Origin of the sequence: Comamonas sp. 26, assembly GCF_002754475.1 — a bacterium.
In the GTDB taxonomy this organism is placed as follows: domain Bacteria; phylum Pseudomonadota; class Gammaproteobacteria; order Burkholderiales; family Burkholderiaceae_C; genus Comamonas.
In genome coordinates this window covers 1,467,361-1,494,132 of record NZ_PEFL01000001.1, presented here as the reverse complement: position 1 = coordinate 1,494,132, position 26,772 = coordinate 1,467,361, and the positions used below count along the sequence as shown (strand labels likewise).

The window sequence follows — 26,772 nt, the reverse complement described above, 5'->3', positions numbered from 1 at the left end:
TTTTTAGCTATCACCACCGAAACCGCGCACCGACCAGACAAGAAAAAAGCCCGAAGCTTGAAACTTCGGGCTTGATCTGCTGTGCCGACCGCAAACGGCCAGCCTGCTTACTTGCTTGGCTTTTTGGCTACAGCTTTAACGGCTGGCTTGGCCACCGATTTGGCAGCAGGCTTGGCTGCAGCTTTCACCGCGGTTTTAGCAGGCGTCTTGACCGGTGCTTTAGCCAGCTCTTTAGCAGCAGCCTTTACAGCAGCCACCTTGGCTGCAGGCTTTTTCGCCGCCACAGCCTTCTTCGCAGGCTCGGCGTTGACGCTGGACTCCGCCACGCAGTCAGCGTAGTAACGCACTTCGCCGTCTTCACCTTCCAGCTCGACCAGACCGTGAATATCGGTCTCAAAGCCAGGAGCCATCTTGGCGAATTCGCGGGCGAACAGCAGATAGTCCACGATCTTCTTATTGAAGACTTCGCCAGGAATCAGCAAAGGAATGCCCGGTGGGTAAGGCGTGACCAGACCCACGGTGGTGCGACCCACTAGATTGTCGATTTCCACACGCTCGGTCTTGCGCTGGGCAATGTGGGCGTAGGCGTCCGAGGGCTTCATCGTGGGCTTGAGGTCCGAGAGATACATCTCGGTCGTCAGGCGCGCAATGTCGTACTTGGCGTACAGCTCGTGCACGTGCTGGCACAGGTCCTTCAGGCCCATGCGCTCGTAGCGGCGGTGCTGCTGAATGAACTCGGGCAGGATGCGCGCCAGCGGCTGGTTGCGGTCGTAGTCGTCCTTGAACTGCTGCAGCGCAGTCAGCATGGTGTTCCAGCGGCCCTTGGTGATGCCGATGGTGAACATGATGAAGAACGAGTACAGGCCGGTCTTTTCAACCACCACGCCGTGCTCGGCCAGGTACTTGGTGACGATGGACGCGGGAATGCCGGTGTCGTCAAAGTCGCCGTCCAGATCCAGACCGGGCGTGACGATGGTGGACTTGATGGGGTCCAGCATGTTGAAGCCGTCGGCCAGGTCGCCAAAGCCGTGCCAGTTGTCAAACTCTTTACCGCTCTTCTTGGCCTTGGTCTTGGTCGATGCATGCTTGCCGCGAATGATCCAGTCCTGGGCCAGGCCCACGCCTTCTTCAGCCAGAGCCTCGGGGCCCCAGACCTCAAACCACCAGTCATCGTCGCCAAACTCGTCTTCCACCTTGCGCATGGCGCGGCGGAAGTTCAGCGCCTCCAGAATCGACTCTTCCACCAGCGCAGTGCCGCCGGGCGGCTCCATCATGGCGGCAGCCACGTCGCAACTGGCAATGATGCTGTACTGCGGGCTGGTCGAGGTGTGCATCAGGTACGCCTCGTTGAACAGCGGGTGATCCAGCTTTTCGGTCTGCGAATCCTGCACCAGCACATGCGATGCCTGGCTGATACCGGCCAGCAGCTTGTGGATGGACTGGGTGGCATAGACCACAGAGTGCACGGGGCGCTTACGCTTCTTGCCCATGGCGTGGTAGCTGCCATAGAAGGGGTGGAACGCCGCGTGGGGCAACCATGCCTCATCGAAGTGCAGATTGGCCACATAGCCGTCCAGCATGCCCTTGATGGTTTCCGTGTTGTAGAGCACGCCATCGTAAGTGGACTGCGTCAGCGTCAGCACGCGAGGTTTGACGGTCTTTGCATCCACGCCCTTGAGCAGCGGGTTGGCCGCGATCTTGGCCTGGATGGACTCGATCGAGAACTCGCTTTGCGGGATGGGGCCGATGATGCCGAAGTGGTTGCGTGTGGGCTTCAGAAACACCGGAATCGCACCCGTCATGATGATGGAGTGCAAGATGGACTTGTGGCAGTTGCGGTCCACCACCACCACGTCGCCCGGGGCCACGGTGTGGTGCCAGACGATCTTGTTGGAAGTCGATGTGCCGTTGGTCACAAAGTAGCAGTGATCGGCATTGAAGATGCGCGCGGCGTTGCGCTCGGACTCGCCGATCGCACCGTTGTGATCCAGCAGCTGGCCCAGCTCTTCCACGGCATTGCAGACGTCGGCGCGCAGCATGTTTTCACCATAGAACTGGTGATACATCTGGCCCACAGGGCTCTTCAAAAACGCCACGCCGCCCGAGTGACCGGGGCAGTGCCAGCTGTAGGAGCCATCTTCGGCATAGTCCAGCAGCGCCTTGAAGAACGGCGGCTGCACGCCTTCCAGATAGCCCTTGGCTTCGCGGATGATGTGCTTGGCCACAAATTCGGGGGTGTCCTCAAACATGTGAATGAAGCCATGCAGCTCACGCAGAATGTCGTTGGGCAGGTGGCGGCTGGTCTTGGTCTCACCGTAGATGTAGATGGGCACATCTTCATTCTTGCGACGCACTTCACCGATGAAGCTGCGCAGGCTGTGAATGATGGGATCTTTGTCGCCGCCGAGCTGGAATTCCTCGTCGTCAATCGACAAAATAAAGGCACTGGCGCGGCTTTGCTGCTGAGCGAACTGCGAGAGATCGCCGTAGCTGGTCACACCCAGAACCTCAAAGCCCTCTTCCTCAATAGCTTGAGCAAGGGCGCGAATGCCCAGTCCCGAGGTGTTCTCGGAACGGTAGTCTTCGTCGATGATGACAATGGGAAAGCGAAACTTCATGGACAGCCTCCGTACCAATCAGGCCTAAAAAACGAAACAGCCGCGAAGTGTAAGGAATATCCTTATTGCGGCTTTGAAACAGGCTGTTTTTAACCCAGAATGTGGTGCACTAAATACAAGCCACAAACAGGAGCTCAGGTATGGATCATTCCACCGCGTGGTGGTTGCTTGCAGGTTTACTGGTCATTGCAGAGCTTTTGACCGGTACTTTTTACCTCCTCATGCTGGCCCTGGGTGCCATTGTCGGCGCGCTATGTGCCCACTTTGGTCAGAGCACCAGCACCCAGATTGTGGCTGCAGCCCTGCTGGGCGCTGGCGCAGTCTTCGCCTGCTATCTGCTGCGCAAGCGCAGCCCGCGCAGACAACCCGCCTCCAGCAATCGCGATGTCAACATGGATGTGGGCGAAACCGTGGTCGTAGAGCAGTGGAATTCCGACGGCACGGCACAGGTTCGCTACCGCGGTGCCACCTGGACCGTGATCTGCCGTACCGGCGCACTGACCATGCCCGGCCCACACCGCGTGGCCGAAGTGGTGGGCAACCGCCTTCTTGTTGACAAAGTCTGAGCCCCAATCAGCACATTTCTCAGCCCCGGCATGGCTATGCTGAGGGCTGAAAAATGTCACACTCTTCTTCACATCAACGCCCCACAAGGGCTGGAGACAATATGGATTACGCAGTTCCTCTCGCCATCGCCATCATTGCCGTCATCTTTATCGTGCGTTCGATCAAGGTCGTGCCCCAGCAACATGCATGGGTCAAAGAGCGTCTGGGCAAGTACGCAGGCACCCTCACCCCCGGTCTGAATTTTCTGATTCCCTTTGTTGATCGCGTCGCCTACAAGCACAGCCTGAAAGAAATTCCGCTGGATGTGCCCAGCCAAGTCTGTATTACGCGCGACAACACGCAGCTGACGGTGGATGGCATTCTGTACTTTCAGGTCACAGACCCCATGCGCGCCAGCTACGGCTCGTCCAACTACATCATGGCCGTGACTCAGCTGGCGCAGACCTCGCTGCGCAGCGTGATCGGTAAGCTGGAACTGGACAAAACCTTTGAAGAGCGCGACATGATCAACGCTCAGGTCGTCAACGCCATTGACGAAGCTGCATTGAACTGGGGCGTCAAGGTGCTGCGTTATGAAATCAAGGACCTGACACCGCCCGCTGAAATTCTGCGCGCCATGCAAGCCCAGATCACGGCCGAGCGTGAAAAGCGCGCGCTGATCGCCGCTTCCGAAGGCCGCCGCCAGGAACAAATCAATATCGCCACCGGCGAGCGCGAAGCCTTCATCGCTCGCTCTGAAGGTGAAAAGCAGGCCGCCATCAACAAAGCCCAAGGTGAAGCCTCTGCCATCACCACCGTGGCCGAAGCGACCGGTCAGGCTCTGGAGCGCGTTGCCACGGCCATTCGCCAGCCCGGCGGCGAACAGGCTGTTCAACTCAAGGTCGCAGAAAGCGCCGTGGAAGCCTATAGCAAGGTGGCCGCTGACTCCAACACCACGCTGGTCATCCCTGCCAACATGACCGAAGTTTCAGGCCTGATCACTTCCGCCATGAAGATGATGCAAGTGGGTAAGAGCGTCTGATCTCGTTCGCGTGATGAAGCGTGCAGAAAATAACTTGCTGCACTTTCATTTTGATGCCGAAATTTCTGGTTAGAATAGCGGCTTCAAACACGGAGCGGTGGATGAGTGGTTTAAGTCGCACGCCTGGAAAGCGTGTGTGGGTTAATAGCCCACCGCGGGTTCGAATCCCGCCTGCTCCGCCAAGTTTTAAAATCAAGTTGATCACACTTGGTTTTTTACTTCAGAAATGAAGTAGTCCGGTATCGCGTGGAGCGGTGGATGAGTGGTTTAAGTCGCACGCCTGGAAAGCGTGTGTGGGTTAATAGCCCACCGCGGGTTCGAATCCCGCCTGCTCCGCCAAAAACAAAAAGGCCTTGAAGAAATTCAAGGCCTTTTTTGTTTTTCACTCACACCCCGCATTAGCGAGACATCAGAATTACAGGCCCATGCCCAGAATCGAGTTATCGGCATGCAGCTCGCTGCCGCTCATGACACTGGATTCATCGCTGGCCAGAAACAGCACGAGCTGCGCAATGCGCTCAGGCATATAGGCGCGGCCACCGCGGTTGCGCTTGGCGTCATGCAGCACCATCTCCTTTGACACACCCTTGGGCAGAGAGGCCTGCATCATTGGCGTATAAATTCCGTCAGGGTGAATGGAGTTCACACGAATTGCATAGCCCTGCTTGCGGCAGTTCAGCGCAGCAGCGCGCGTCAGAGCAGAAACAGCGGCCTTGCTGGCGCTGTAGCCTGCATATTGCTCAACCGGCAACCAGCTCGACACTGACGCCATATTGATGATGGAGCCGCCAGCCTCCTTCATCGCAGCAATCCCTTGCTGGCAGCCGAGGAAGACCGATTCGGTGTTGATCTTGAGCAAGCGACTAAAGTCCTCGACTCGCCCAGTTTCCATATCACCAGGCAGCAAGATACCTGCGTTGTTGACCAGTACATTGAGCGTGCCCATGCGTTGCTGCACGGCAGCCATGACGTTCTTCCAGTCCACTTCATTGCTCACATCGTGGCGCACAAACATGGAGCGCTCACCCAGCTCAGCTGCCAGTTGCTGACCCACGGCTTCATTGATGTCGCTGAATGCCACTTTGGCACCTTCACCCAGCAGCAGCTTCACGACTTCCAGACCCACACCACTGGCGCCACCGGTGACCAATGCCACCTTACCCTGCAAACGATTTGCCATTGCCTGCCTCCTCTTGCTTTTTCTCAGCCCTCAACGAGCCATTTTTCAGACCATAAAAAAGGAGGCGCAAGCGCCTCCTACCTTGAAAGGCAAAAAGCTCGTAGCCACGTCACGGCAGGCCAAAAACTTTTTACCATCTTAATGCTTGATCAGTTGCCCGCGTTACGAGCCGCCTGAGGTGTGAACATGGATGCATCGAGGTTCCCCTTGTTCAAGATCGGACCCAGCGGACGCTCCTGGAACAGGTTGTAGGCCACATAGGCACCCGAATTCAGGTCGTGATAGAAGCTGGTGCCGGCATGCCAGACATTCGCATCAAACGCGTAGTAATAGTTCACCAGACCGGACTGCCACAGCTGCCCACGCGCATCGTAGAAATCGCTCATGATTGCCTGGCCCGTATCCTCATCAAGGAACAAAACGCGCTTGCCGTACATATGGCGATAGCCGGATTTCAGAGTAGCTTCCAGCACCCAGACGCGGCGCAGTTCATAGCGCATGAAATCTGGGTTGGCATGGCCGGGCTTGAGCAAATCAGCGTACTTCACGGTATTGGCGTGGACCTTGTACGCATTGGCAGGAACGTAGATCTCCTTCTTGCCCAGCGACTTCCAGTTGTAGCGCTCGGGTGAGCCGTTGAACAAGCGGTCAGAGTCAATCGTCAGCTTGCCGCCGGTGCCAGACAGAGGCTGGTCAAAACCGTATTCTGGCAACTGGCGCACGCGGCGGGTTCCGGGGTCGTAGCTCCAGCCAAGTCGCTTGTCCTTGCCAAAATCCAGAGGTTCGGCAATCACGCTCACGCCGCCTTTTTCGCGCTCAGGCAGCTTGGTGATATTGATGGTCTGCGACATCGCACCCACCAGCGGCTGGCCCGCTACATCTGCCGCCTGAACAGGGCTGAGGGCCTTGTTATCGGCACGCCCGTAAACAATGCTTTTATCGGCAAAAACAATGCCGTTATCGCGCAAAGTTTCTTCGGTATAGGCACGCGAAGGCAGCAGATTATTGAATGCCAGCTCTAGACCATTCTTAGGAATGGGGAACGGCAGCGCGCCCTTAACAGCACCAGTCACCCCCAAGCCATCGGCGTTGACCACAGCATCCTGAGCATTCTTCTTGGCAGAAGCGCAGGTCGCATCTGTAAAGCGGAAGTCCCGGTGACCGGTGTACACAGGGATACGGAAGGTCTGAGGATACCTGGCAAACATCGCCCTCTGACCTTCAGTCAGGCGCTCTGCATACTGGCTCAAGTTTTCAGCCGTAATGGTGAACAAAGGCTTTTCATTCGCATACGGATCTACCGGGTGCTGCCCGGCATGCGGTGTGTACTTCACACCCGCTGGCACGCCCAACCATTTACCAGTGAACTCCGGCACGCCACTGGCCGTCCCTGCTTTTTCGCCACCCGTGCAATTGAGCGACTTACCCAGCTTTGCAACCTCATCCGTCGTTGCTTTGGCCCAGACTGACCCAGTGACCAATACTCCCACTGTCAAGGCCGCCAACAAACGGGGCGCCATACCAACCTTCATGCCTAGTCTCCTTGAATGCATTGCTTGCATTTGTTGTTGCTCAAACTCTCATCGCACACACTCACCTGCGTACTCCGGAAGCACCGAAATCATTGTTCGATTGACAGCACACACAAGCATCGTCAATTGGGACTAGCGCATGCAGACCTCTTGCCTCCCACCAAGGCGAAAACAGAACGGGAACAAAAAAGCGGGCCATCTGGCCCGCCTCTTAAAAACTTCAATTCAGCGCTCAGCGCTTGATACCAAACACACCCAGCATCTGCTCAGTCTGCTTTTGCATCTGCTCCTGCATTTGAGTGAGCACCGTCTGAGACTGCTCCATGTAGTTGCCCATCATGGATTGCATGGCTGGCGGCTGCATGCTCATGAACTGCTTCCAGGCCTCAGGTGCCGCACCTTGCGACTGGCCAGACAGCTGGGTCTGCAAGTCCGTGAACATCTGCACGTTTTTTTCAATGTACGTGCCCATAAAGCCCTGCATGGCGTGGCCGTAAAAGCGAATAATGTTGGCCAGCATTGCTTCGGAAAACATGGGAGCACCGCCCGCTTCTTCTTCCAGAATGATCTGCAGCAAGATAGAACGCGTCAGTTCTTCATTGGTCTTGGCATCCCGGATCACCACATCTTCGCTGTCCATTACCAGTTGTTTGACCTCAGCCAGCGTGATGTAGGAAGAGGTTTTCGTGTCATACAGACGACGATTGGGATATTTCTTGATGAGCCGCTGCTTTGCCGCATGGGCTTCGCCCTCTGTGTTCTCTTGCATCGCAAGTCCTTTTTAATTGGGGATCGACCCCGTTATCCATTGAGCTATTGCAGTGCAACAGATTTTAGGCAGTGCATGAAGCTGCAACGGCAAGCAGTAACCCTGACGGTCCTGCGCTGTATCAACAGCAACAAAGATGTACCGCTTTCACCCACACCAACCCATCTTTGCCGTTTATTCACAAAAAACAGGCTCTGGTCTTGCAAAGAAACCCTTGCAGAAGGTTTACAGTGCCTGCGTTGTTTGACGAAAGGTTAACGAATGAATTTCACTAAAACACGTCACGCTCTTTGCCTGAGCACCATGCTGGCTGCTGCTGGCTTCATGACTGGCGCACAGGCACAGACCGACGCACCCGCAGCCGACAACGCCAAGGCTGCCGCCCCCGCTGCAGCATCAGCAGTCCCTGCCAACGTCGATGCACAAGCCGCAGATGCGGCGCTGCGCAAGCGTCTGCAAGCTGTAATGACAGCCATTGAAGGCAAGTCCAAGATGGCCGCCAGCAACTTCAATGAAGAGTTTCTGAAGCAGTCGCCCATCGACAATGTGCAAAAAGCACTGGACTCGATTCGCACCGGTGTAGGCAGTTGCCAGCCTGCAGGCCGCATGGAAAGCCCTACCCCTCTGGCCACCAGCGTTCTGCTGAACTGCACCAAGGGCTTTGTACCTATGGAGCTGGCTGTGGAGCCCAAGGCCCCCTACCGTATTTCCGGCATTTTACTGCGCCCAGCCTTCTGGAAATAAGCGTTAACAGCTATTAAAAAAGGAGCCAATGGCTCCTTTTTTCTTGTGCGCAATGGCTTAAATCACCACCGGCTCAGACTCTAGCCGAATGCCAAAACGCTCATAAACACTGGTCTGAATGGCTCCTGCCAGCATCATCACCTCACCGCCGCTCACACTGCCCTCGGCGCTATGGCGGTCACCGCGGTTGACCAGCACCAGCGCCTGCTTGTCATAGACTCCCGCCCGCCCCATGGTCTTGCCTTTCCAGCCGCAGGCATCAATCAGCCAGCCAGCGGCTAGCTTGATCGAGCCGTCATCCATGGGGTAGTGCACGATTTTTGGCTCACGCGCGATGATGTCTGCGCACTGCTCGACCGTCACAGTGGGGTTTTTGAAGAAGCTGCCCGCATTGCCAATGACCTCGGGGTCAGGCAGCTTGGCGCTGCGAATTTCGCAAACCCATTCAAAAATCTGCTGGGCCGTGGGTTGCTCAATGCCTTTTTCAGCCTGCTTGCGCTGCAAGTCCAGATAACCCAGATCAGGCTGCCACACCTTGGGCAGGGCCAGTCGCACATGCGTAATCACCGCCCGCCCTTTGAGGCCCAGACCACGCGGCACGGCAGCAGAGCCCGTTACCGGCCAGTACTTGGGCTGTGCAGGTGCATGCTTGAACACCGAATCACGATAGCCAAAAGCACACTGGGCAGCATTCAAACTGAACTGCTCGCCGGTCACCAAGTCAACTGCGTCCAGCGAATCAAAGCGATCCTGCAACTCCATCCCATAGGCGCCAATATTCTGCACAGGTGATGCACCTACAGTCCCGGGGATCAGAGCCATGTTCTCCAGCCCGCTATAACCTTGGGCCAGCGTCCAGGCCACCATGTCGTGCCAGCGCTCGCCCGCGCCGATCTCGACAACCCAGTGCTTGTCGGTCTCATGCAGCAGCCGCATGCCCATGATTTCCATCTTGAGCACGACGGGTGCCACATCACCCGTCAATACGACGTTGCTACCACCACCCAGGACAAACACCGGCTGCCGCCCCCAGAGGGGATGGGCCAGAAACTGGCGAATATCATCCTGGCTACGAATACGCACCAAGGTTTCGGCGCGCGCGGCAATGCCAAAGGTGTTGCAATGCTGCAGGGGAACATTTTTCTCGACTAACATCCATCCAATTGTCGCACTGCGCCCACCTCGCTGCTGGAAACCAGCACATCACAGGCTGGCGCTCTGTGGCTGTTTACTGCTCTGATACTGATAGGAATAAAACCATGCCTTCTTTTGATACTGTTTGCGAAGCCGACTTCGTCGAAGTAAAGAACGCTGTCGACAACGCCACCAAGGAAATTGGCACCCGCTTTGACTTCAAGGGCACATCGGCCGCCGTCGAACTCAAGGACAAGGAAATCACCATGTATGGCGATGCCGAGTTCCAGCTCCAGCAAGTCGAAGACCTGCTGCGCAACAAGCTGACCAAGCGCAATGTAGACGTGCGCTTTCTGGACATTCAGAAGGCCCAGAAAATCGGCGGCGACAAGGTCAAGCAAGTCATCAAGGTAAAAAACGGCATTGAGTCCGATCTGGCCAAGCAACTGCAGAAGCTGATGAAGGAAAGCAAGCTCAAGGTGCAGGCCGCCATTCAGGAAGACAAGGTCCGCATCACCGGCGCCAAGCGCGATGACCTGCAGGCTGCCATGGCAGTAATCCGCAAGGACCTGGCTGACCATCCTCTGTCGTTCAACAACTTCCGCGACTAAGCAATGACCCACCCCCTGCGCAGCTTTGCTGCTTCCCCTCTCTCGCTTCGCGGGAAGGGAACGACATCTGCGCTACGGGGCGGCCCTTGCAAGGTGCCTCTCATCTGCGGCGCGCAGGGCTCCTGCTTGCAGCCACGCTAGCAGCCAGCAGTGCCTGGGGGCAATCCGTAGCTTTGACCGGCATATTGGGCAGCAAGGCCCTGTTGGTTGTGGATGGCAGCGCACCCAAGGCCATTGCGGTCAATGAAAGCCACAAAGGCGTTCGCCTGCTTCAAATCAATGGTGACGCCGCCATAGTGGACGTCAAAGGCCAGCGCCAGAATCTGCGGCTGGGCGAGGCACCTGTCAGCGTGGGCAGCCGGGGCGGCCGCGACGGTGGCTCGCGCTCGGGCAAGCTGGTGTTGATTGCCGACTCACGGGGGCACTTCATTGACCGGGGAATGATCAACGGCAAAACCATGCAATACATGGTGGACACTGGCGCCAGCACGATTGCCATTGGCAGAGCCGATGCAGAGCGTCTGGAACTGCCCTACCTCAAAGGCATGCCGATGCTGATGCGCACAGCCAACGGCTCCGCGCAAGGCTGGCGAATAAAACTCGACAGCGTCAAACTGGGCGATATAGAACTGCGCGACGTCGATGCCATCGTCGCTCCTGAATCCATGCCTTATGTGTTGCTTGGCAACAATCTGCTGGCCCAGTTTCATATGACCCGCAAGGGCAGCGAAATGGTGCTGGAAAAAAACTAAGATTCCGCCCAAACCCTCTCCATGCACGCACGCTACGACGAACCCTATGAGGACCTGCTGGGTCTATGGTCAGATTTGGAGGCCGCCCTCGCGGTTCTGCTGACCGATCCGCTGCGCATTCCGGGGTTCGCCATCAAGCTGCATCAGATTGATCTGTGGCTGCAGGACCTCATCACACAAGACACCGACGCCGCGCTCTACCTGATGTTTCAGCGCGCCAGCTCAACCACCGTGGGTTACAGCTCCTCGCACGCCGTGGTCTGCGCAGGCCTGTGCCACATTCTGGCCAAGGAACTGAAACTGCCTCAGTCAGAGCGCAACACGCTGATTCATGCCTCGCTGACCATGAACATCGGCATGACGGTGCTACAAAACCAGCTGGCCGAGCAACGCGCCCCGCTGAGCAGTCCGCAAGCCGAAGCCGTCAAACAGCACCCCCAAGAAGGCCGTCAGGTTCTTGAGCGCCTGATGGTGCGCGACACCCTTTGGCTGGAGACCGTTCAAAACCACCATGTCGTGCTGCCGCCTGCCCCGCTAGCACAATTGCAGCCGCTGGCGCGTCTGGTTCGCATTCTGGGCACGGTTGATCGCTATGCCGCGCTAATCAGCCCGCGTAAAACCCGTAGCGGCCGCTCGGCCGTCGAATCGCTGCAAATCCTGCAGCAAGGCCAGCAATATGCCGATGAGGTCAAGCAGGCGCTGATCGATGTCGTCGGCCTTTATCCGCCAGGCACCTATGTGCAGCTCGATAACGGCGAAGTGGCCGTGGTTCTGCGCCGTGGCAAAACCGCAGACGAGCCCCAGATTGCCAGCGTGATTGATCGCGACGGCTCAAGTCTGTACCCGCCCATCTGGCACCTTGAAGGGCGCAGACCCACCATTCAGTCCGCCTTGTCGCGCTCGTCGCTGACGCTGGATCTGGACCTGCGCTCCATGGCGCAGCTAGGCGGTCACAGCTCTCGCGGCAATGCGGCGCTCAATCGCGTCATCAAGCTGCCCGGCAGCCAGCGCAGGTAACTCAGCTAGCGCCCTCAAAAGCGCTTTTAACCTTGCGCTGCCAGCAGCCCCGCGTGATGACCGCGCGTAAACGCTTCTTCCAGCACCGAATAGCCAGCCCAGTCAGAATGCGCAAAGCTCAGCCGCGCTGTACCGGGCGTGGGCAGGCTCTGCACTTGCTCTCCATTCAATAGCTGCTTGCGCTTATTCGTATTGGCTTTGAGCGCCATTTCACTCAAAATTCTTTGATCACCAGGGCGCGGAATCGCCATGGCATGACCATAGCGGGTGATCTCCATGCGCGTTGCGCGTTGCAGCAAATCGGCATGCGGCTCGCTCAGGGTGTTCGCAATCCGGTCCCGCCAGAAGACGAAGGGCTGCTCCATCAACTGCTTGCGTCCATCTGCCCAATCGCCCAGCGCCTGGTAATAGCTCAGCACAGTGGGCTGGCGGCTGACGCGGTCCAGCCGCTGATTACCCGCATCCACATAGCCCAAGCCACCCTGATTACCGTCCTGGTACAGAACGTTATCCCAAGCGGGCTCCGCGCCGGGGTAGTCGGCCAGCGGACTGTCGATATGAATATTGGCCACCAGCCAGGGCGCCCAATTCAGCCGGCCCGCAACCGTTCGCAAAAAATCAGGCGAGTTGCGCAACACTCGGGCCGCGATAAACGTGGGCAACGCCACCACGCAATGCCTCGTTAGCCAGCGCTCGTGCTGCTGGCGGCCATGGTGATAGGTGTCGATCTGCACGCCGCTGGCATCTTCAGTCATCGCCAGCACGCTGCAATCCGTCTGCTGCTGCGTGCTTTTCAGCCCCGCTACCAGTTGCTGGGCCAGCCAGCCATTGCCCTGCGGCCAGGTCAACACCTGCTCGCCCAGTTCTTCGGCTTCATGTTCAGACTCTTGGCGCGGTGCATGAAAACCGTGACGGCTGGCAAAGTAATGAATACCTGCCCAGGCCGAGACCTGGGCCAGCCCCGCCCCAAAATCATCACGGCAGCAGTAGCCCAGATACCAGAGCAAGCGCTCGTCATCCAGCCCCTGCTCTGCCAGCCATTGATCAAAACTCTGCGCATCCAGCCTGGCATGCGCCGCTGGCAACTGCCCTGCACGTTGCCAGACACGAATGGATGGCATGGCAAAGGCGGTGAGCTTCATCGCCTCGCTCACCCGCTTTTCAAACAGCGCATATTGGTCCAGCGTGCGCTGGCTCACCCCGTGCACGGGTAGCAAACCCTCATGCCATGCACCTTGCCAAAACAGGCGTTCCTGCGGGCTGTGGCATAGATAGCGCTCGTCATAACGCCAGCGGCCAGAGATGCGCTGGCGCACGCCCAGTTGCTCCAGCCAGTCCTGCACCTCATGGGCATCATAACCGGGCACCGGCAGATAGTGGGCACCCAGCGGACAGGCAATGCCTTTGATCTGCCCACCCTGACTATTGCCGCCCATGGCAGCCTGTGTATCCAGCAAGGCTGCACCCTGCACACCGGCCAACTCCAGCGCCCGTGCTGCCGCCAGCCCGGCCATGCCGCCGCCCGCAATCACCACCGGTGCGCGGTGCACCATGGCAGGCGCAGGCAAATCCAGCCCCTGCGCCAAGCGCTGCCAGAAGGGGCGCAGGCTGTGGCCACGCTCAAGCGCCGTGCCGGTAAAGCCGCCGGGCAGATCATCGAGCTTGGGTGGCGCAGGCTTGCAGCCTGACAGGCCCAGCACCGCAGCACCCGCCCACTGCAAAGACTGGCGGCGATTGATGGCAAACCCCGCCATCAATGCTCTACCTTGCCCCACTCGCGCTCATAGGTGTTGACCAGCACTTGATTGGACAGGCGGTTCACCTCGGCAGGCACGCGTGCCATATCGAGCGGAAAATCAAACATCAGGCGCATGGTGGGCATGCTCAGGTAACGCATGCCTTCCGGCAGGCCGGGCGGCTCGCGCCAGGGGCGGTGGCTGGCCAGTACAAAGCCCCACTCGCCAAAACTGGGCACATGGGCGTGATAGGGCTTGGCCGTCAGTCCCACGGATTCAATGGTCTGCACCACCGTCCAGAAACTGTGCCGTGCAATCAGCGGCGATGTGGTCTGCACCACGGCATAGCCGCTGGCCGCCAGGCGCTTGTCCAGCAGCGAATAAAAGCTGTTGGTAAACAGCTTGCCAATCGCAAAATTGGTGGGATCGGGAAAGTCCACCACAATCACATCAAAGCTGTCCTTGCTCTCCTGCAGCCAGTGAAAAGCATCGGTGTTGACAATGCTGACCCGTGGATCGTTGAGCGCATTGCCGTTGAGCGCCGTCATCATGGCGTTGGTGCGAAACAGGTCCGTCATGGCAGGGTCCAATTCCACCAGCGTTACGGCTTCTACGCTGGGGTACTTGAGCACCTCGCGCACGGCCATACCGTCGCCGCCGCCCAGCACTGCTACTTTCTTGGGAGCACCATGCGCAGCCATGGCGGGGTGTACCAGCGCTTCGTGATAGCGGTATTCATCAGTCTGGGCAAACTGCAGATTGCCATTCAGGTACAGGCGCGCGCCCTGGCGGCCCTGCGTCACCACAATGCGTTGATAGGGCGAGCTACTGCTCAGCACAATGCGGTCCTGGTAGAAATGGTCATCGGCCAGCTTGGTCAGCTGGTCGGCTCCGGCAATGCCGCCGCCCAGCGTCAGCAGCACCAGTGCGCAGGCCCAGACATGGGCACGCAGATTGCGCAGCTCGTGCTTGAACAGCAACAGCGCCCACACGGCAATTGCCGCATTCATAAAGCCAAACAGCAAGCCCGTGCGCACCAGCCCCAACTTGGGCACCAGCACAATCGGGAAGGCCAGCGACACCGCCAGCGCACCCAGATAATCAAAGGTCAGCACCTTGGACACCAGATCTTTGAGCGAGGCATTGCGCTTCAAAATGCGCATGACCAGCGGAATCTCCAGCCCCACCAGCGTGCCCACCACCAGCACCATGCCGTAGAGCAGAAAGCGGAAGGCACCCGGCGCATAGGCATTGGCCAGAAACAGCACCGCAGGCAGCGCGCCACCTACCAGCGCCACCATCAGCTCCACCCGCAGAAAGTGCGCAGGCAGCTGATCTTCAAAATAACGCGACAGCCATGAGCCAATGCCCATGGCAAACAGATAGGTGCCGATGATGGTGGAGAACTGCAGCACCGAATCGCCAAGCAGATAGGACGCCAGTGCGCCCGCAGCCAGCTCATAGAGCAGACCACAGGCCGCAATCACAAACACACTGGCCAGCAGCGCCACATCAATAGGCCGCGGCCCCAGCTCCTGCGGAGTGCCGCCCTGCTCTGCCTGCGTCGAAGTCATCAAACGTACTTTCTATCTAAATCCATCACCCAAAACAGGGCGTGCTCCCGAGCCAAAGATGCCGAGGAAGCGCCGCCGCGCACCGAAGGCATCGTCCCCTTCCGCGAAGCAGAGAGGGGGAAGCGGCAAAGCCGCTCAGGGGGAGCCTCAATGTATTGCTGCAGCCACAATGATGCTGATCCCCAGACACATGGCGGCCACTACCATGGCCAGCGCCTTGTTATGCTTTTCGACAATCTCGGCCCACATATCGACGGGCGTGATCTTGTCAATGATGATGAAACACAGCCAGAACACCACCACGCCCACCAGAGCGTAGAGGATGGAGCCGAAGAAGTTCTGGGCGCTGAACCAGTCAAAATTCATGATGTCTCTCCTGAAATAAGGTTTTGGGGCTGCCGCGCTTATTTATGGCTGCCGCCCGAGGTGTAACCGCCGTAGGAGCCGCTGCTGGAGCGGCTATAGCTGCAATTGGGATCCGTGCGCGGGTCGCAGTTGGGGCTGGACATGCAGGCCCGCAAAAACGGCAAGGTGAACAACAGAATGAACAGCCAGAACAAGATCGTGCCCCAGCTGAAGCCGCTGCCCGAAACGGGACTGACCTGAGAGCGGTCCTTGAGCTTGCCTATGCCAAACGCCTGCGCGATGGACTCTGCCGACACCCGCTGACCATGGGTCCAGGTCGTTTCCTGATTCGCTGTTTCCAGCGCCAGCGTGTTTTGCTTGCCGCCATGGGCATAGTCCACATTGCTGGATTTGGCACCCTTGAAAACCGGCCAGTAAAACTCGCCCTCGGCGTATTCGGTCACAGACAGATAAGCGTAGTCGCGCTGGTATTTACGCTGCAGATACGTGGCGGTGGCACCGTTCTTACTGAGCTTGGGCGCGCCGTTGATGACGCGGGCCGTGCTCCAGCCATCTTCTGAATCGACGATAAACGAAAAACCTGCCTTCTGGTTGTAGAGCAGGTACTCGTCCCACATAAAGCTATCGTCTTCATCTTCACCCATGCCCCGGCCGCTGCGGCGTTGAAAACCTACGACCTGCCACTTCAGGCCGTCCAGCGTGCCTTGGCTGCCCAGCGGTATCAGCGGACGTATTTTCTTGCGCTGCTCAGCAAAGCTCAGCTCTCCGCCCATGCCCTTAGACATGTCAATCAAGCTGCCGCAGCTGGGGCAGCTCATGGCCTTGGTGGTGTCAAAGCGCACAGGCACCACCGCACCGCACTTGGGACAGTTGAAGTGGCGGCCTTCTTCCTTCTTGTTGGCGCTGCTGCGCAGGCCCTGCATCTGTAAACTATCCAGCGCAATCGCAGAGCCCAGGCTGAAGTCAGGGGCCTTGCCGCTGAAGTCGATGGAGAGAATCTGGTCTTTTTCGTTGCGCAGCTCCACCAGCTTGAAGCTTTTTCCCAGCTCCGGCAGTTGGGCCAGTTCGCCCTGCGCGGCCAGCAACTGGGCATCTTGAATGCTGGTGACGGTAAAGGCATCAGCCCCCGCCTTCACCTCCCGCCCCATGCGCCATTCGCGCGTTTCGAAGGCCGTCACCGTCCAGCCCGGTGGCTGCCAGGGCACAGAGAAGACAAAACTTCCGTTGTCTTCGCTCAGCCAGGCCAGGTCCCCGTTGCTGAGCCTGGCCACCCATTCAGACCAGTTGCCCGCACTGCTTTTGTACTGGGTGCGCCCCACCAGCGTGAACGGCTCGGGCTTGCCGTTGCGCTTGACCATGCCCGAGGCGCCCAGTTTCAGCGGGCTGTAGTCCTCAAACACCTCGGCCATGGAGCCAATGCGCTTGAGCGTCTCGCCATCGCGCACCACAGTGCTGCGGCAAAACTCGCAGACGGCAAAACTCGATTGCGCACTGGTGAAGTGAACCGGTGCGCCACAACCAGGACAGGGCGCGCTGTAGTTACGCTGCGATGGGCTGGATGCCATGTGGGAGTGCTTTGCTTGGTGCTATTGAATAGGGAGCTGCTTGCTCCCTGTCTGCCTTGGATTTCTTGATAAAACCCTTGATTCTTCAAGAACCAGCGCCTTAGCGGCGCTTGGCCTTGCCTGACTTTTTACCAGCCGTCTCGGCAGGCTTGGATTCCTCGGCCTTTTTCTTGCCCAGCCTGGATTCTTTGCCAGCGATCAGGCGCTGAATGTTTTCACGATGGCGCCAGACCAGCAAAATCGCCATCACCACAATCGCAGTCGTGATGGGGGGCTCAGCGTTCCAGACAATGCCGCTGCACAGCACGTAGTACACGGGCGCAAAAATCGATGCGATCAGCGCTGCCAGCGACGAGTAGCGGAAGAACACCGCCACGATCACCCAGGTCAGCACCGTCGCCAGACCCAGCCAGCCGCTGATGCCCAGCAGCACGCCCAGTGCAGTCGCCACGCCCTTGCCGCCCTTGAAGCCAAAGAACACGGGGTAGAGGTGACCCAGAAACGCGGCCAGACCGACCAGAGCCACGGTGTTATCACCCAGACCGAACTGCTCGCCAAACAGCTTGACCAGCAGCACGGGCACAAAGCCCTTGAGCGCATCCAGCAGCAGCGTCATGACCGCTGCCGGTTTGCTGCCAGAGCGCAGCACATTGGTCGCTCCGGGGTTGCCGCTGCCGTAGGTGCGCGGATCATGCAGCCCCATGACGCGGCTGACGATGACGGCAAAGGACAGGGAGCCGATCAGATAAGCCGCAACAACGGCAATCACAGGATAGAGGGCGTTCAACGAAATTCCTCGGCCAGAGTCTGGCACTGAGAGCCGCAGCTTCAAAATTGATGCGACTCGTGTTGTTGTTTGAGTTTTTACCTACCGGGCCAATTGCCCGCCAAGCCAGCCCCTATTCTGCCAGCGCGCAGTGCACCGGCTGGGCATTGAGCAGACGGGTACAAACCTCAGGAGCCAGTTGCACCAGATAACCGCGTCGCCCGCCATTGATGGCAATGCGGGGCAGCTCCAGAATGGTGTCCTCGATATAGACCGGCATATCGCGTTTGGTGCCAAAGGGCGATGTGCCGCCCACCAGATAGCCACTGTGGCGGTTGGCCACTTCGGGCTTGCAGGGCTCCACGCTCTTGGCGCCAATCTGGCGGGCCAGATTCTTGGTAGACACCTTGCAGTCCCCATGCATGAGAACGATCAGCGGCTTGGCGTCCTGGTCTTGCATCACCAGCGTTTTGACTACCATGTGCTCGGTCAAACCCAGCTGCTTTGCAGACTCTTCGGTGCCGCCATGCTCGACGTATTCATAGGGATGCTCAGAAAACTCCACCTTGTGGGCCTTGAGCATTTGCGTGGCGGGGGTTTCGCTCACATGGGCGTTTTTGTCTTTTTTGGCCATGATTCAAATTTGATAGCTGCTCGTGCATACTGGATTTGCGCTAGCAGGCATTTTTACTCAAAACTGCACAGTCTCAAACCGCCGGGTCACGCATCTCCCAGCGGATGGCATCAATCTCGGCCAGCAGCTCTGGCGAGAGCTGGGTGCCCCATGCGTTCAAGTCCTCATCAAGCTGCGCTACCGAAGTCACGCCAATGATGGTGCTGGTCACTTGCCACTTGGTATAGCAAAACGCCAGCGCCATCTGCACCGCCGTCATGCCATGTTTTCGGGCCAGCGCGTTGTAGCGGCGGGCAGCGGCCAGTGCATCGGGGCGGCCCCAGCGCTGCTTTTGTACCGACTCATATTTGCCAATGCGTGAATCCTTGGGTGCGCCCGCGTCTGTTGGAGCGAACTCATCAAACTTGCCGGTCAGCAGACCAAAGGCCAGTGGCGAATAAGCCAGCAAGGACACATTCAGACGGTGGCAGGTCTCGTCCAGCCCATTTTCATAGCTGCGGTTGACCAGGCAATACGGGTTCTGAGTGGTCGCCACACGCGGCAGGCCATGCTGCTCGGCCAGTCGCACAAATTCATGCACGCCATAAGGGCTCTCGTTGGAGAGGCCGATATGGCGAATCTTGCCCTGCTTGACCAGACCAGCCAGAGCATCCAGCTGCTCATGGATGGGGGTGGCCGAGCTTTCCTTCTTCGGGTCGTAGTACATGGCACCGAAGGCAGGCACATGGCGCTCGGGCCAGTGAATCTGGTAGAGGTCAATTACCTCAGTCTGCAGGCGCTGCAGGCTGGCGTCGCAAGAGCGAACAATGTCTGCTGCCGTCATGCCCACACCTTCGCGAATCCAGGGCATGCCGCGCGTCGGGCCGGCCACCTTGGTGGCCAGGGTGAGCTGCTCGCGCATTCCCGGGCGGGCCTTGAGCCAGCGGCCGATGATGGTCTCCGTCGCGCCAAAGGTGGCGGCGCGGGCGGGCACGGAATACATCTCGGCCGTGTCGAAAAAGTCGACGCCGCGCTCCACAGCGCGATCCATGATGCGGTGCGCTTGCGCCTCATCGACCTGCTCTCCAAACGTCATGGTGCCTAGGCAGATGGGGCTGACGCGCAAGTCGCTCTGCCCCAGAGCGACGGGATTCATGGAAAGGCGAAGGTTTTGAGCTGCAGAAGTCATAAGCAGCAGTTTATGGCCTGAGCCTGCATAACCACGGCAGCCCCCGTGTTTTTGCTGACGCCCCTCTGTCCCATCTGTGTCCCATCTGTGTCCCATGCACGACGGTGCTGGCCGCCACAACCGCAATAATCAAAACAACGGAGACACAATGACAACGCACACCCCCATCGATCAGAGCCCCGCCACCGCGCAAACGCCCTACCAGCCCCGCCGCCAGTGGCAGTCGCACATGCTGCCGGTGCGCGATATGCACTACCACCTGCGCAGCTGGGAGCCCGCGCAGATCAACCCCGACCTGCCCGTGCTGGTGCTGGCCCATGGCTGGATGGATGTGGCCGCCTCGTACCAGTTTGTGGTGGACGCCTTCAGCGAAGCCTTTGCACAGGGCCGCTGCATCGTCGCCCACGACTGGCGCGGTTTTGGACTCAGCCGCACGGCACAGCCCTGCGACAGTTACTACTTCACCGACTATCTGGCCGATCTGGACATGCTGCTGGAGCAAGTCTCGCCAGACCACCCTGTGGACCTGGTTGGCCACAGCATGGGCGGCAATATCTCCTGCATGTACGCTGGCTCGCGGGCCGAGCGGATTCACCGCTTTGTCAATCTCGAAGGTTTTGGCATGCCCGAAACCGCTGCTAACCAGGCACCAAAGCGGCTGGCGCAATGGATGGACGAGCTGCGCGAGCAACGCGCGGGCGGCATGGCCCTGGCCCCTTATGAGAGCGTGGAGGCCGTGGCCAGCCGTCTGCAAAAAACCAACCGCCGCCTGCCGCGCGACAAGGCGCTGTGGCTGGCCCACCACTGGGCTGCGCCTGATGAGCAGGGCCGCTGGCGCATTCTGGGCGACGCATCGCACAAGATCACCAACCCCTATCTGTACCGGGTGGATGAGGCCCTGGCCTGTCTGGCCGCCATCACCGCGCCCACTTTATCGGTAGAGGCGTCTGACGACAGTCTGGGCCAGTGGCACAAGGGCCGCTATTCGCTGGCCCAGTATCACGAGCGCCTGACGCATATTCCGCAGTGCGAAATAGCCGTTGTGCAAGATGCAGGCCACATGCTGCACCACGACCAGCCAGAGGCCGTGGCCAAGCTGATTGAAGACTTTTTGCGCTGAAGTTTTGCTATATCTACATGAGCTTGTAGCGCCTAAATTGACTGAGTTTCAGGCAATTTATGACCTGAAACCCATGAATTATTGGCGCTAACAGCTCATACTTTCATAGCAACACTATTCAGCGCTTTGCGGCCTTTTGCGGCTGCAGCTCCAGCACATGGCGCCAGCGCACTGGCTGCATCTGCAGCTTGCGATAGCGGCCATCGGCCCATTCCTGGCTCATATCGCCATAGCGCCCCGACAGCGCCAGCCCGCTCTGCCCCGTCTGATAAATGAACCGCGACGATTCCAGATCGCCCAGGTCATAAATGGCGCGCAGCGACGGCGCATGGCGGCTGACAAAGCGCCCGCCCAGAAGCTTCTTGGCACTCGCAGCTTTCACATCCGCAGGCACAGGGTTGGCGTTGTACTGACCGACGTTGACCGTATAGCTGTCCCCGCCCGATGGCACGCTGACATTGAAAATGCCAGCCAGTGCCGCCACCGACCCGAACGGCTTGTGCGCGCTCAGCGCCGGGTGGGCATCACCCCAGCGCCACTGGCGCATATCGCGGCCGTATGCAGCCTGCAGCTTGCTCAACGTGCGGGTCAGCGCCTCGCCCGCCTGTTGCTCGCAGCTGAGCGGTGCGCACCACCACGCATCGTTGCGCGCCAGAATGCCTTCCAGCCCGCCACGAAAGTCGCGCTTGCCATAGGTCATGGCAAAGCGCTGCTCGCCAATCCGGGGGATGACGATGCCGCGCGTCAGCTCATCCATCCAGACCGAGAAAATCAGCGGTTCGGGGCGGGCCTTGTCCATCTGCCCCTCAAACCCCGCCAGCAACTGCTGGGCCTGCTCAGCCAGCGCATGGTTTGAATGCAAGCTGCGCAGCACAGGCAGCAGCGCTTGCGTGGCTAGCGACTGCACATCGCCCTGCAGCGCGGCCATGCTGGCTGCGTCATGCTGGTTGCTGGCTGCCAGCCCCTGCTCTATGCGCTGGTAACGATAGGGCAGGCTCCAGTCCTGCGTCAAAAAATGCGCATAGCCGGGCTCGGTCACGCGCTGGTTGGCCGTGGCCACAAAGCCGCGCGCGCTGCCGTCATCCTGCGGAGTCTGGTCGTAACTCAGCCAGCCCTGCCAGTCGTAGCGCGCATCCCAGCCGGGGGCCGGGGCCACGCCGCGCAGATCATTCGCGCTTGATCGCACCGGCACCTTGCCTGCGGCCTTGAAGCCGATAGCACCATGCACATCGGCGGCCACAATACTTTGCATGGGCGAGTGGTAGCCCGAAAACGCCTCCAGCAGTTGCGCCACCGTCTGCGCGCCATTGGCCTTAAGACCCGCCTCTACCGTGCGGTTGTCCGTGTCCAGCGCCGCCCAGCGCAGGGCCAGCGCGTATTTATCGGTGTTGATGACCTTGCCGTATTGCTGCTGCGCATCACTGACCACCGGCCCATGACGCGTGCTGCGCAGCGTCACTTTCACATCGCTCTGGCCTTTGACCTTGAAGACCTCCTCACGCACACCAAATTTTTCCCAGCCCGTGGGTGTGCGGTACTGGCTGGCATCTGCGGGGTTGATCTGCTCAAGATACAAATCTTGTACATCGGGATTGGTGTTGGTAAAGCCCCAAGCCACCTGAGCCGTTCGACCCAGCACCACAAAAGGCATGCCGGGCAAGGTTGCGCCCGTCACATCCAGCGCGCTCAGCGTGCTGCCGTCAGCCGCCCTGGCGCCCGGCGACTGCAGGCGGGCAAAGTACCAGATGGCCGGCGCGCTCAAACCCAGATGCGGGTCGTTGGCCAGCAGCGGTTTACCGCTTTTCGTTTTGCTGCCTGCTACCACCCAGTTATTGCTGCCCAGCCCATCATTGGTGCCCATGTCACGCACCGCTGCGCCAGTCCATTGCTGCAGGGCCGATTGAATCTGCTGCGCTGGGGCGGAGATTTTTTGTGGGGCATCATCGTTGCGGTACACGCCCAGCTGCCGATAAAACTGGGCCAGATCAACCGCCGTAGCTGGCTGCTCCCCAGGATAGGCGGGCATCAGTTGCCACAGCTGCTCGGTACTCAAGACCTGCAGCAAATTGAGCCGCGCAAATTCATTGCCCCAATTGCCGCCCAAATCCAATGCCATCATCAACGCCCAGCCGACGGTGTCTTCAGGGTCCCAGGCCGATGCCCCACCCTCCCCTGCCTTGGTGCCCAGCAGCAAAAATTCAGGTGCCATGCCCTGCGAAGGCTTCGCGTAGAACGCAGCAATGCCGTGGCTGTAGACCTGCAGCGACTCCTGCACCGATGGCGGCAGGGCTTGGTACTGACGGCGGGCAGCGCCGCGAATATCCAGAGAGCGCATGAGCTGATCCAGCTCCAGCGTGGCCGGACCCAAAATTTCAGACAAGCGCCCCTGCATCAGCCGCCGGTTGAATTCGAGCTGCCAGCCGCGCTCTTGCGCGTGCACAAAGCCCAGCGCGCGCCACACATCCTGCGGAGATTGCGCGCTGATATGCGTGACATCCGCCTCATCTCGGCGCACCCACACCTTGCTTGCCAGCCCGGCTACGGCCAGTTTTCCATCCATGCGCGGCTGGGCCCGCACGCCATAGATGGCCCCAACAGCGCCCGCCAGCAAGGCCAGCCCAGTCAACACGGCCCCGGCGTGAAGTACGCGCCGAGTCCATGGGGCAGATAAAGCCTTGCCCTTTGAGTTTTTGTCTGCCGCCATGTCTCCCATATGCACCTCTTTTTGCTGGTCTTCTTGCTGATCTGTGCGCAACAACCACATGGCTGTGGCCGCAAAGCATGGGTGACAATACCTGTTTGGGCACAGGCCCGGTGTTAGGAATTCAACGCATGTGGCCATTCAGCCTGCTCAAAAAACTCAGCCAGGACCCTCCCGCAGGCCAGCCCCGTGGCGACTATATTGGCTGCTATCTGCTGGGCACACACACCACGGGCCGCGACGATAACGTCAGCTATATCTCGCTAGCTACTACCCGTGAGCAGCTAGGAATAGATGCACGCCAGTATCTGCAGGAGTTTTTGCAGCAGCACCCACAGCTCAAAGATTCTGAGCGCGTGGCCCTGCAAGACCTACTGGAGCATTGGGAAGAGCGCGCTGACGCGCATCTGGCCGCTGCCACCGGCAAGCCCCTGGCCGTGCAAGGCGGCAGCGATCTGTTTTTGCGCACCGGCATGCGGGCACGCAAAAAAGAAAAAGGCATTTATCTGGAGTAAGAGCGCAGAAGTCCGCCAGACCAGCGGATTAGCTATTTAGCGGCTCTTACTGGTTGAAGTTCAAGTCGAATCCAGCATCCGTAAGCTGAACTGCACCATCAGCTCCCATCTGCAGCCAGCCCTTGCTGAGCGCCAGGGCCAGCCCCGCGCGTTGGTCATCATCGCTGATCCCATGCCTTTGCAAATCCGCAGCCAGCGCCTTGGCGCTCATGCTCTCTTGCGCGCGCAAGCTCTGCTCCACCACCAGGATGTAGAGAATTTTGTGGGCCGCTGCTTCAATCATTTGCTCTGCCATGCTCAAGACTCCTGCTATGGGCTCATTGCCCAGTGATTCAAAAATGAGCCACTGATAAAACTCAGCGCCCATCAGCAGCGTAGTGGCGAGTCACTTTCTGATGCACATCGCATACCCACTCTGGCAGTGAGCATGTCCATGCCGCTCTAATATTTCCCGCACTGTCAGTCAGGTTGCTGGTGCTGCAATTGTGGTGCCGGTGTTCGAGTTGCAGATCTATGTATCAGGGAGGTCATCATGGCTCGCCACACCCCTATAGAGCGCTATCGCAATATCGGCATTTCCGCGCACATCGATGCCGGCAAGACCACGACAACCGAGCGCATCCTGTTCTATACCGGGGTGAACCACAAGCTGGGCGAAGTGCATGACGGTGCAGCCACCATGGACTGGATGGAGCAGGAGCAGGAACGCGGCATCACCATCACCTCGGCAGCAACCACGGCCTTCTGGTCGGGCATGGAACACAACTTCCAGCCCCATCGCATCAACATCATCGACACCCCCGGCCACGTTGACTTCACCATCGAGGTCGAGCGCTCCATGCGCGTGCTAGATGGTGCCGTCATGGTCTATGACTCCGTGGGCGGCGTGCAGCCGCAGTCTGAAACCGTCTGGCGTCAGGCCAACAAGTACAAGGTTCCGCGCCTGGCCTTTGTCAACAAAATGGACCGCGTGGGTGCCGACTTCTTTCGCGTGCGCCAGATGATGATTGACCGGCTCAAGGCCCATCCCGTGCCCGTCGTCATCCCTATTGGGGCTGAAGCCGATTTTCATGGCGTGGTCGATCTCATCAAGATGAAAGCCATTCTCTGGGACGATGAATCGCAGGGGGTGAAGTTCGAATATCAGGACATCCCTGAAGCCTTGAAGTCCAGCGCCAACGAATGGCGGCAGAAGATGGTGGAAGCCGCTGCCGAGGCCACGGAAGCCTTGACCGAAAAGTACCTGAACACCGGCGACCTGAACGCCGAGGACATCATCACGGGCCTGCGTCTGCGCACGATAGCGACCGAGATTCAGCCCATGCTCTGCGGCTCGGCCTTCAAGAACCGGGGCGTACAACGGCTGCTGGATGCGATTGTCGAACTCATGCCCTCGCCGCTGGATGTTCCGCCCGTAGAGGGGCACAGCGAAGACGACGATGCCAGCGCCATACTGGTGCGCCATGCCAGCGACGATGAAAAATTCGCCGCCCTGGCTTTCAAGCTCATGACCGACCCGTTTGTCGGGCAGCTGACCTTTGTGCGCGTGTACTCGGGCGTGCTATCTAAAGGTGATCTGGTCTACAACCCGATTCGCGGCAAGAAGGAGCGCATTGGCCGCATCGTGCAAATGCATGCCAACGCCCGCCAGGAAATCGAAGAAATCCGCGCAGGCGACATTGCTGCCTGCGTGGGACTCAAGGACGTGAGCACGGGCGAAACCCTTTGCGACCCTCATGCCCCGATTGTTCTGGAAAAAATTGCCTTCCCCGAGCCCGTGATTGCCCAGGCAGTCGAGCCAAAAACTAAGGCCGATCAGGAAAAAATGGGGCTTGCACTGGCCCGTCTGGCGGCTGAAGACCCGTCCTTCCGAGTCAGTACCGATGAAGAATCGGGCCAGACCATCATCGCCGGCATGGGCGAGTTGCACCTTGAAATCATCGTGGACCGCATGAAACGCGAGTTCAATGTAGCGGCCAATGTGGGCAAGCCACAGGTGGCCTACCGCGAAACGATTCGCAAGGCCGTGGCCGATGTGGATGGCAAGTTTGTGCGCCAGTCGGGCGGCAAAGGCCAGTACGGCCATGTTGTGCTGACAGTAGAGCCGCTTGAATCAGGCAAAGGCTTTGAGTTTGTGGACGAGATCAAGGGCGGCGTCATTCCACGCGAGTTCATTCCTGCCGTGGAAAAAGGCCTGCGCGAAGCCATGACTTCGGGCGTCCTCTCAGGCTACCCCGTGGTTGATGTGCGCGTGCGCCTGACCTTCGGCTCTTACCACGATGTGGACTCGTCGGAGCAGGCCTTCAAGATGGCAGCCATTCTGGGCTTCAAGGACGCCTGCAAAAAAGCCAGCCCGGTGATTCTGGAGCCCATCATGGCTGTGGAAGTAGAGACCCCCGAGGACTACGCAGGCACCGTCATGGGAAATCTGTCTTCACGCCGCGGTGCTGTTCAGGGCATGGACGATATAGCGGGTGGCGGCAAGACCATCAAGGCCGAAGTACCGCTGTCGGAGATGTTTGGCTACGCCACGCATCTGCGCTCCATGACCCAGGGCCGAGCCACCTATAGCATGGAATTCAAGCGCTATGCACAAGCGCCATCGCAGGCTGTAAGCAGTACCGCGACAGCGCAAGCCAGCCGAAAACAAGGTTAGGCAGCACCGCCATCTCTACCGTATTT

General features: G+C 59.0%; 23 protein-coding genes and 2 tRNA genes. 11 read left to right on the top strand and 14 right to left on the bottom strand.

Going from position 1 to position 26,772, the window contains the following annotated elements; all coding sequences use genetic code 11:
• Positions 1 to 107 precede the first annotated feature (107 nt).
• Complete coding sequence (locus CLU84_RS06845) at positions 108 to 2,618, bottom strand: arginine/lysine/ornithine decarboxylase (RefSeq protein WP_099736546.1); 2,511 nt, start codon at positions 2,616 to 2,618, stop codon at positions 108 to 110.
• Positions 2,619 to 2,758: 140 nt separating this feature from the next.
• Between CLU84_RS06845 and CLU84_RS06840 the strand changes: the two genes are divergently transcribed.
• The 4 genes from CLU84_RS06840 to CLU84_RS06825 all read left to right on the top strand — a co-directional run bounded on the left by CLU84_RS06840 (position 2,759) and on the right by CLU84_RS06825 (position 4,545).
• Positions 2,759 to 3,184 (top strand): NfeD family protein, encoded by a 426-nt coding sequence (locus CLU84_RS06840; protein WP_099736545.1) that lies wholly within the window; start codon positions 2,759 to 2,761, stop codon positions 3,182 to 3,184.
• 101 nt (positions 3,185 to 3,285) lie between these two features.
• Positions 3,286 to 4,206 carry an SPFH domain-containing protein gene (locus tag CLU84_RS06835; RefSeq protein ID WP_099736544.1) on the top strand — a complete coding sequence of 307 codons (921 nt, stop codon included), beginning with the start codon at positions 3,286 to 3,288 and terminating at the stop codon, positions 4,204 to 4,206.
• Positions 4,207 to 4,297: 91 nt separating this feature from the next.
• A tRNA-Ser gene (locus CLU84_RS06830) sits at positions 4,298 to 4,388 on the top strand.
• Between the two features lie 66 nt (positions 4,389 to 4,454).
• Positions 4,455 to 4,545 (top strand) — tRNA-Ser (locus CLU84_RS06825).
• A 76-nt stretch (positions 4,546 to 4,621) separates the two neighbouring features.
• Here the strand turns inward: CLU84_RS06825 and CLU84_RS06820 are convergent.
• From CLU84_RS06820 to phaR, 3 genes are all read right to left on the bottom strand, one after another.
• Positions 4,622 to 5,386, bottom strand: coding sequence for an SDR family oxidoreductase (locus tag CLU84_RS06820; protein WP_099736543.1), 765 nt, complete (start codon positions 5,384 to 5,386; stop codon positions 4,622 to 4,624).
• A 149-nt stretch (positions 5,387 to 5,535) separates the two neighbouring features.
• The gene (locus CLU84_RS06815; protein WP_099736542.1) at positions 5,536 to 6,918 is read right to left on the bottom strand and encodes a DUF1329 domain-containing protein; all 1,383 of its coding nucleotides are present in this window, start codon (positions 6,916 to 6,918) and stop codon (positions 5,536 to 5,538) included.
• A gap of 232 nt (positions 6,919 to 7,150) precedes the next feature.
• On the bottom strand, positions 7,151 to 7,687 hold the full coding sequence (gene phaR / locus CLU84_RS06810) for a polyhydroxyalkanoate synthesis repressor PhaR (protein WP_099736541.1): 537 nt from the start codon (positions 7,685 to 7,687) through the stop codon (positions 7,151 to 7,153).
• Positions 7,688 to 7,948: 261 nt separating this feature from the next.
• Here phaR and CLU84_RS06805 point away from each other — a divergent pair, with 261 nt between their 5' ends.
• Positions 7,949 to 8,431 (top strand): hypothetical protein, encoded by a 483-nt coding sequence (locus CLU84_RS06805; protein WP_099736540.1) that lies wholly within the window; start codon positions 7,949 to 7,951, stop codon positions 8,429 to 8,431.
• 57 nt (positions 8,432 to 8,488) lie between these two features.
• On the opposite strand, the gene murB is transcribed toward CLU84_RS06805, so the two are convergent.
• Positions 8,489 to 9,586: a UDP-N-acetylmuramate dehydrogenase gene (gene murB / locus CLU84_RS06800; RefSeq protein WP_099736539.1), complete on the bottom strand. Its 1,098-nt coding sequence runs from the start codon at positions 9,584 to 9,586 to the stop codon at positions 8,489 to 8,491.
• A 104-nt stretch (positions 9,587 to 9,690) separates the two neighbouring features.
• Between murB and CLU84_RS06795 the strand changes: the two genes are divergently transcribed.
• From CLU84_RS06795 to CLU84_RS06785, 3 genes are all read left to right on the top strand, one after another.
• Positions 9,691 to 10,176, top strand: coding sequence for a YajQ family cyclic di-GMP-binding protein (locus tag CLU84_RS06795; RefSeq protein ID WP_099736538.1), 486 nt, complete (start codon positions 9,691 to 9,693; stop codon positions 10,174 to 10,176).
• Positions 10,177 to 10,280: 104 nt separating this feature from the next.
• Positions 10,281 to 10,928, top strand: a complete 648-nt coding sequence (locus CLU84_RS06790) for a TIGR02281 family clan AA aspartic protease (protein WP_099737903.1) — start codon at positions 10,281 to 10,283, stop codon at positions 10,926 to 10,928.
• A gap of 21 nt (positions 10,929 to 10,949) precedes the next feature.
• Entirely contained in the window at positions 10,950 to 11,945 is a 996-nt protein-coding gene (locus tag CLU84_RS06785; protein WP_099736537.1) for an HD-GYP domain-containing protein, read from the top strand.
• Between the two features lie 26 nt (positions 11,946 to 11,971).
• Here CLU84_RS06785 and CLU84_RS06780 read toward each other — a convergent pair whose 3' ends face one another.
• The 7 genes from CLU84_RS06780 to CLU84_RS06750 all read right to left on the bottom strand — a co-directional run bounded on the left by CLU84_RS06780 (position 11,972) and on the right by CLU84_RS06750 (position 19,721).
• Complete coding sequence (locus CLU84_RS06780; RefSeq protein ID WP_099736536.1) at positions 11,972 to 13,699, bottom strand: NAD(P)-binding protein; 1,728 nt, start codon at positions 13,697 to 13,699, stop codon at positions 11,972 to 11,974.
• Positions 13,699 to 15,255 carry a polyamine aminopropyltransferase gene (locus CLU84_RS06775; protein ID WP_099736535.1) on the bottom strand — a complete coding sequence of 519 codons (1,557 nt, stop codon included), beginning with the start codon at positions 15,253 to 15,255 and terminating at the stop codon, positions 13,699 to 13,701. Before CLU84_RS06775 ends, CLU84_RS06780 begins: the two co-directional genes overlap by 1 nt.
• Positions 15,256 to 15,402: 147 nt before the next feature.
• On the bottom strand, positions 15,403 to 15,621 hold the full coding sequence (locus tag CLU84_RS06770) for a DUF350 domain-containing protein (RefSeq protein ID WP_099736534.1): 219 nt from the start codon (positions 15,619 to 15,621) through the stop codon (positions 15,403 to 15,405).
• A gap of 38 nt (positions 15,622 to 15,659) precedes the next feature.
• On the bottom strand, positions 15,660 to 17,186 hold the full coding sequence (locus tag CLU84_RS06765) for a DUF4178 domain-containing protein (protein WP_099736533.1): 1,527 nt from the start codon (positions 17,184 to 17,186) through the stop codon (positions 15,660 to 15,662).
• Between the two features lie 100 nt (positions 17,187 to 17,286).
• Positions 17,287 to 17,973 carry a glycerol-3-phosphate 1-O-acyltransferase PlsY gene (plsY, locus tag CLU84_RS06760; protein ID WP_099736532.1) on the bottom strand — a complete coding sequence of 229 codons (687 nt, stop codon included), beginning with the start codon at positions 17,971 to 17,973 and terminating at the stop codon, positions 17,287 to 17,289.
• Between the two features lie 112 nt (positions 17,974 to 18,085).
• Positions 18,086 to 18,586, bottom strand: a complete 501-nt coding sequence (gene ybaK / locus CLU84_RS06755) for a Cys-tRNA(Pro) deacylase (RefSeq protein WP_099736531.1) — start codon at positions 18,584 to 18,586, stop codon at positions 18,086 to 18,088.
• A 73-nt stretch (positions 18,587 to 18,659) separates the two neighbouring features.
• On the bottom strand, positions 18,660 to 19,721 hold the full coding sequence (locus CLU84_RS06750) for an aldo/keto reductase (RefSeq protein ID WP_099736530.1): 1,062 nt from the start codon (positions 19,719 to 19,721) through the stop codon (positions 18,660 to 18,662).
• Positions 19,722 to 19,902: 181 nt separating this feature from the next.
• On the opposite strand from CLU84_RS06750, the gene CLU84_RS06745 reads away from it, so the two are divergent.
• On the top strand, positions 19,903 to 20,874 hold the full coding sequence (locus CLU84_RS06745; RefSeq protein ID WP_099736529.1) for an alpha/beta fold hydrolase: 972 nt from the start codon (positions 19,903 to 19,905) through the stop codon (positions 20,872 to 20,874).
• A gap of 118 nt (positions 20,875 to 20,992) precedes the next feature.
• Here the strand turns inward: CLU84_RS06745 and CLU84_RS06740 are convergent, their stop codons facing one another.
• Complete coding sequence (locus CLU84_RS06740; protein ID WP_233209945.1) at positions 20,993 to 23,638, bottom strand: penicillin acylase family protein; 2,646 nt, start codon at positions 23,636 to 23,638, stop codon at positions 20,993 to 20,995.
• Positions 23,639 to 23,706: 68 nt separating this feature from the next.
• On the opposite strand from CLU84_RS06740, the gene CLU84_RS06735 reads away from it, so the two are divergent.
• Complete coding sequence (locus tag CLU84_RS06735; RefSeq protein ID WP_099736528.1) at positions 23,707 to 24,090, top strand: hypothetical protein; 384 nt, start codon at positions 23,707 to 23,709, stop codon at positions 24,088 to 24,090.
• Between the two features lie 46 nt (positions 24,091 to 24,136).
• Here the strand turns inward: CLU84_RS06735 and CLU84_RS06730 are convergent, their stop codons facing one another.
• On the bottom strand, positions 24,137 to 24,385 hold the full coding sequence (locus tag CLU84_RS06730) for a hypothetical protein (RefSeq protein ID WP_099737901.1): 249 nt from the start codon (positions 24,383 to 24,385) through the stop codon (positions 24,137 to 24,139).
• A gap of 237 nt (positions 24,386 to 24,622) precedes the next feature.
• Here CLU84_RS06730 and fusA point away from each other — a divergent pair, with 237 nt between their 5' ends.
• Complete coding sequence (gene fusA, locus CLU84_RS06725) at positions 24,623 to 26,746, top strand: elongation factor G (RefSeq protein ID WP_099736527.1); 2,124 nt, start codon at positions 24,623 to 24,625, stop codon at positions 26,744 to 26,746.
• Positions 26,747 to 26,772 lie beyond the last annotated feature (26 nt).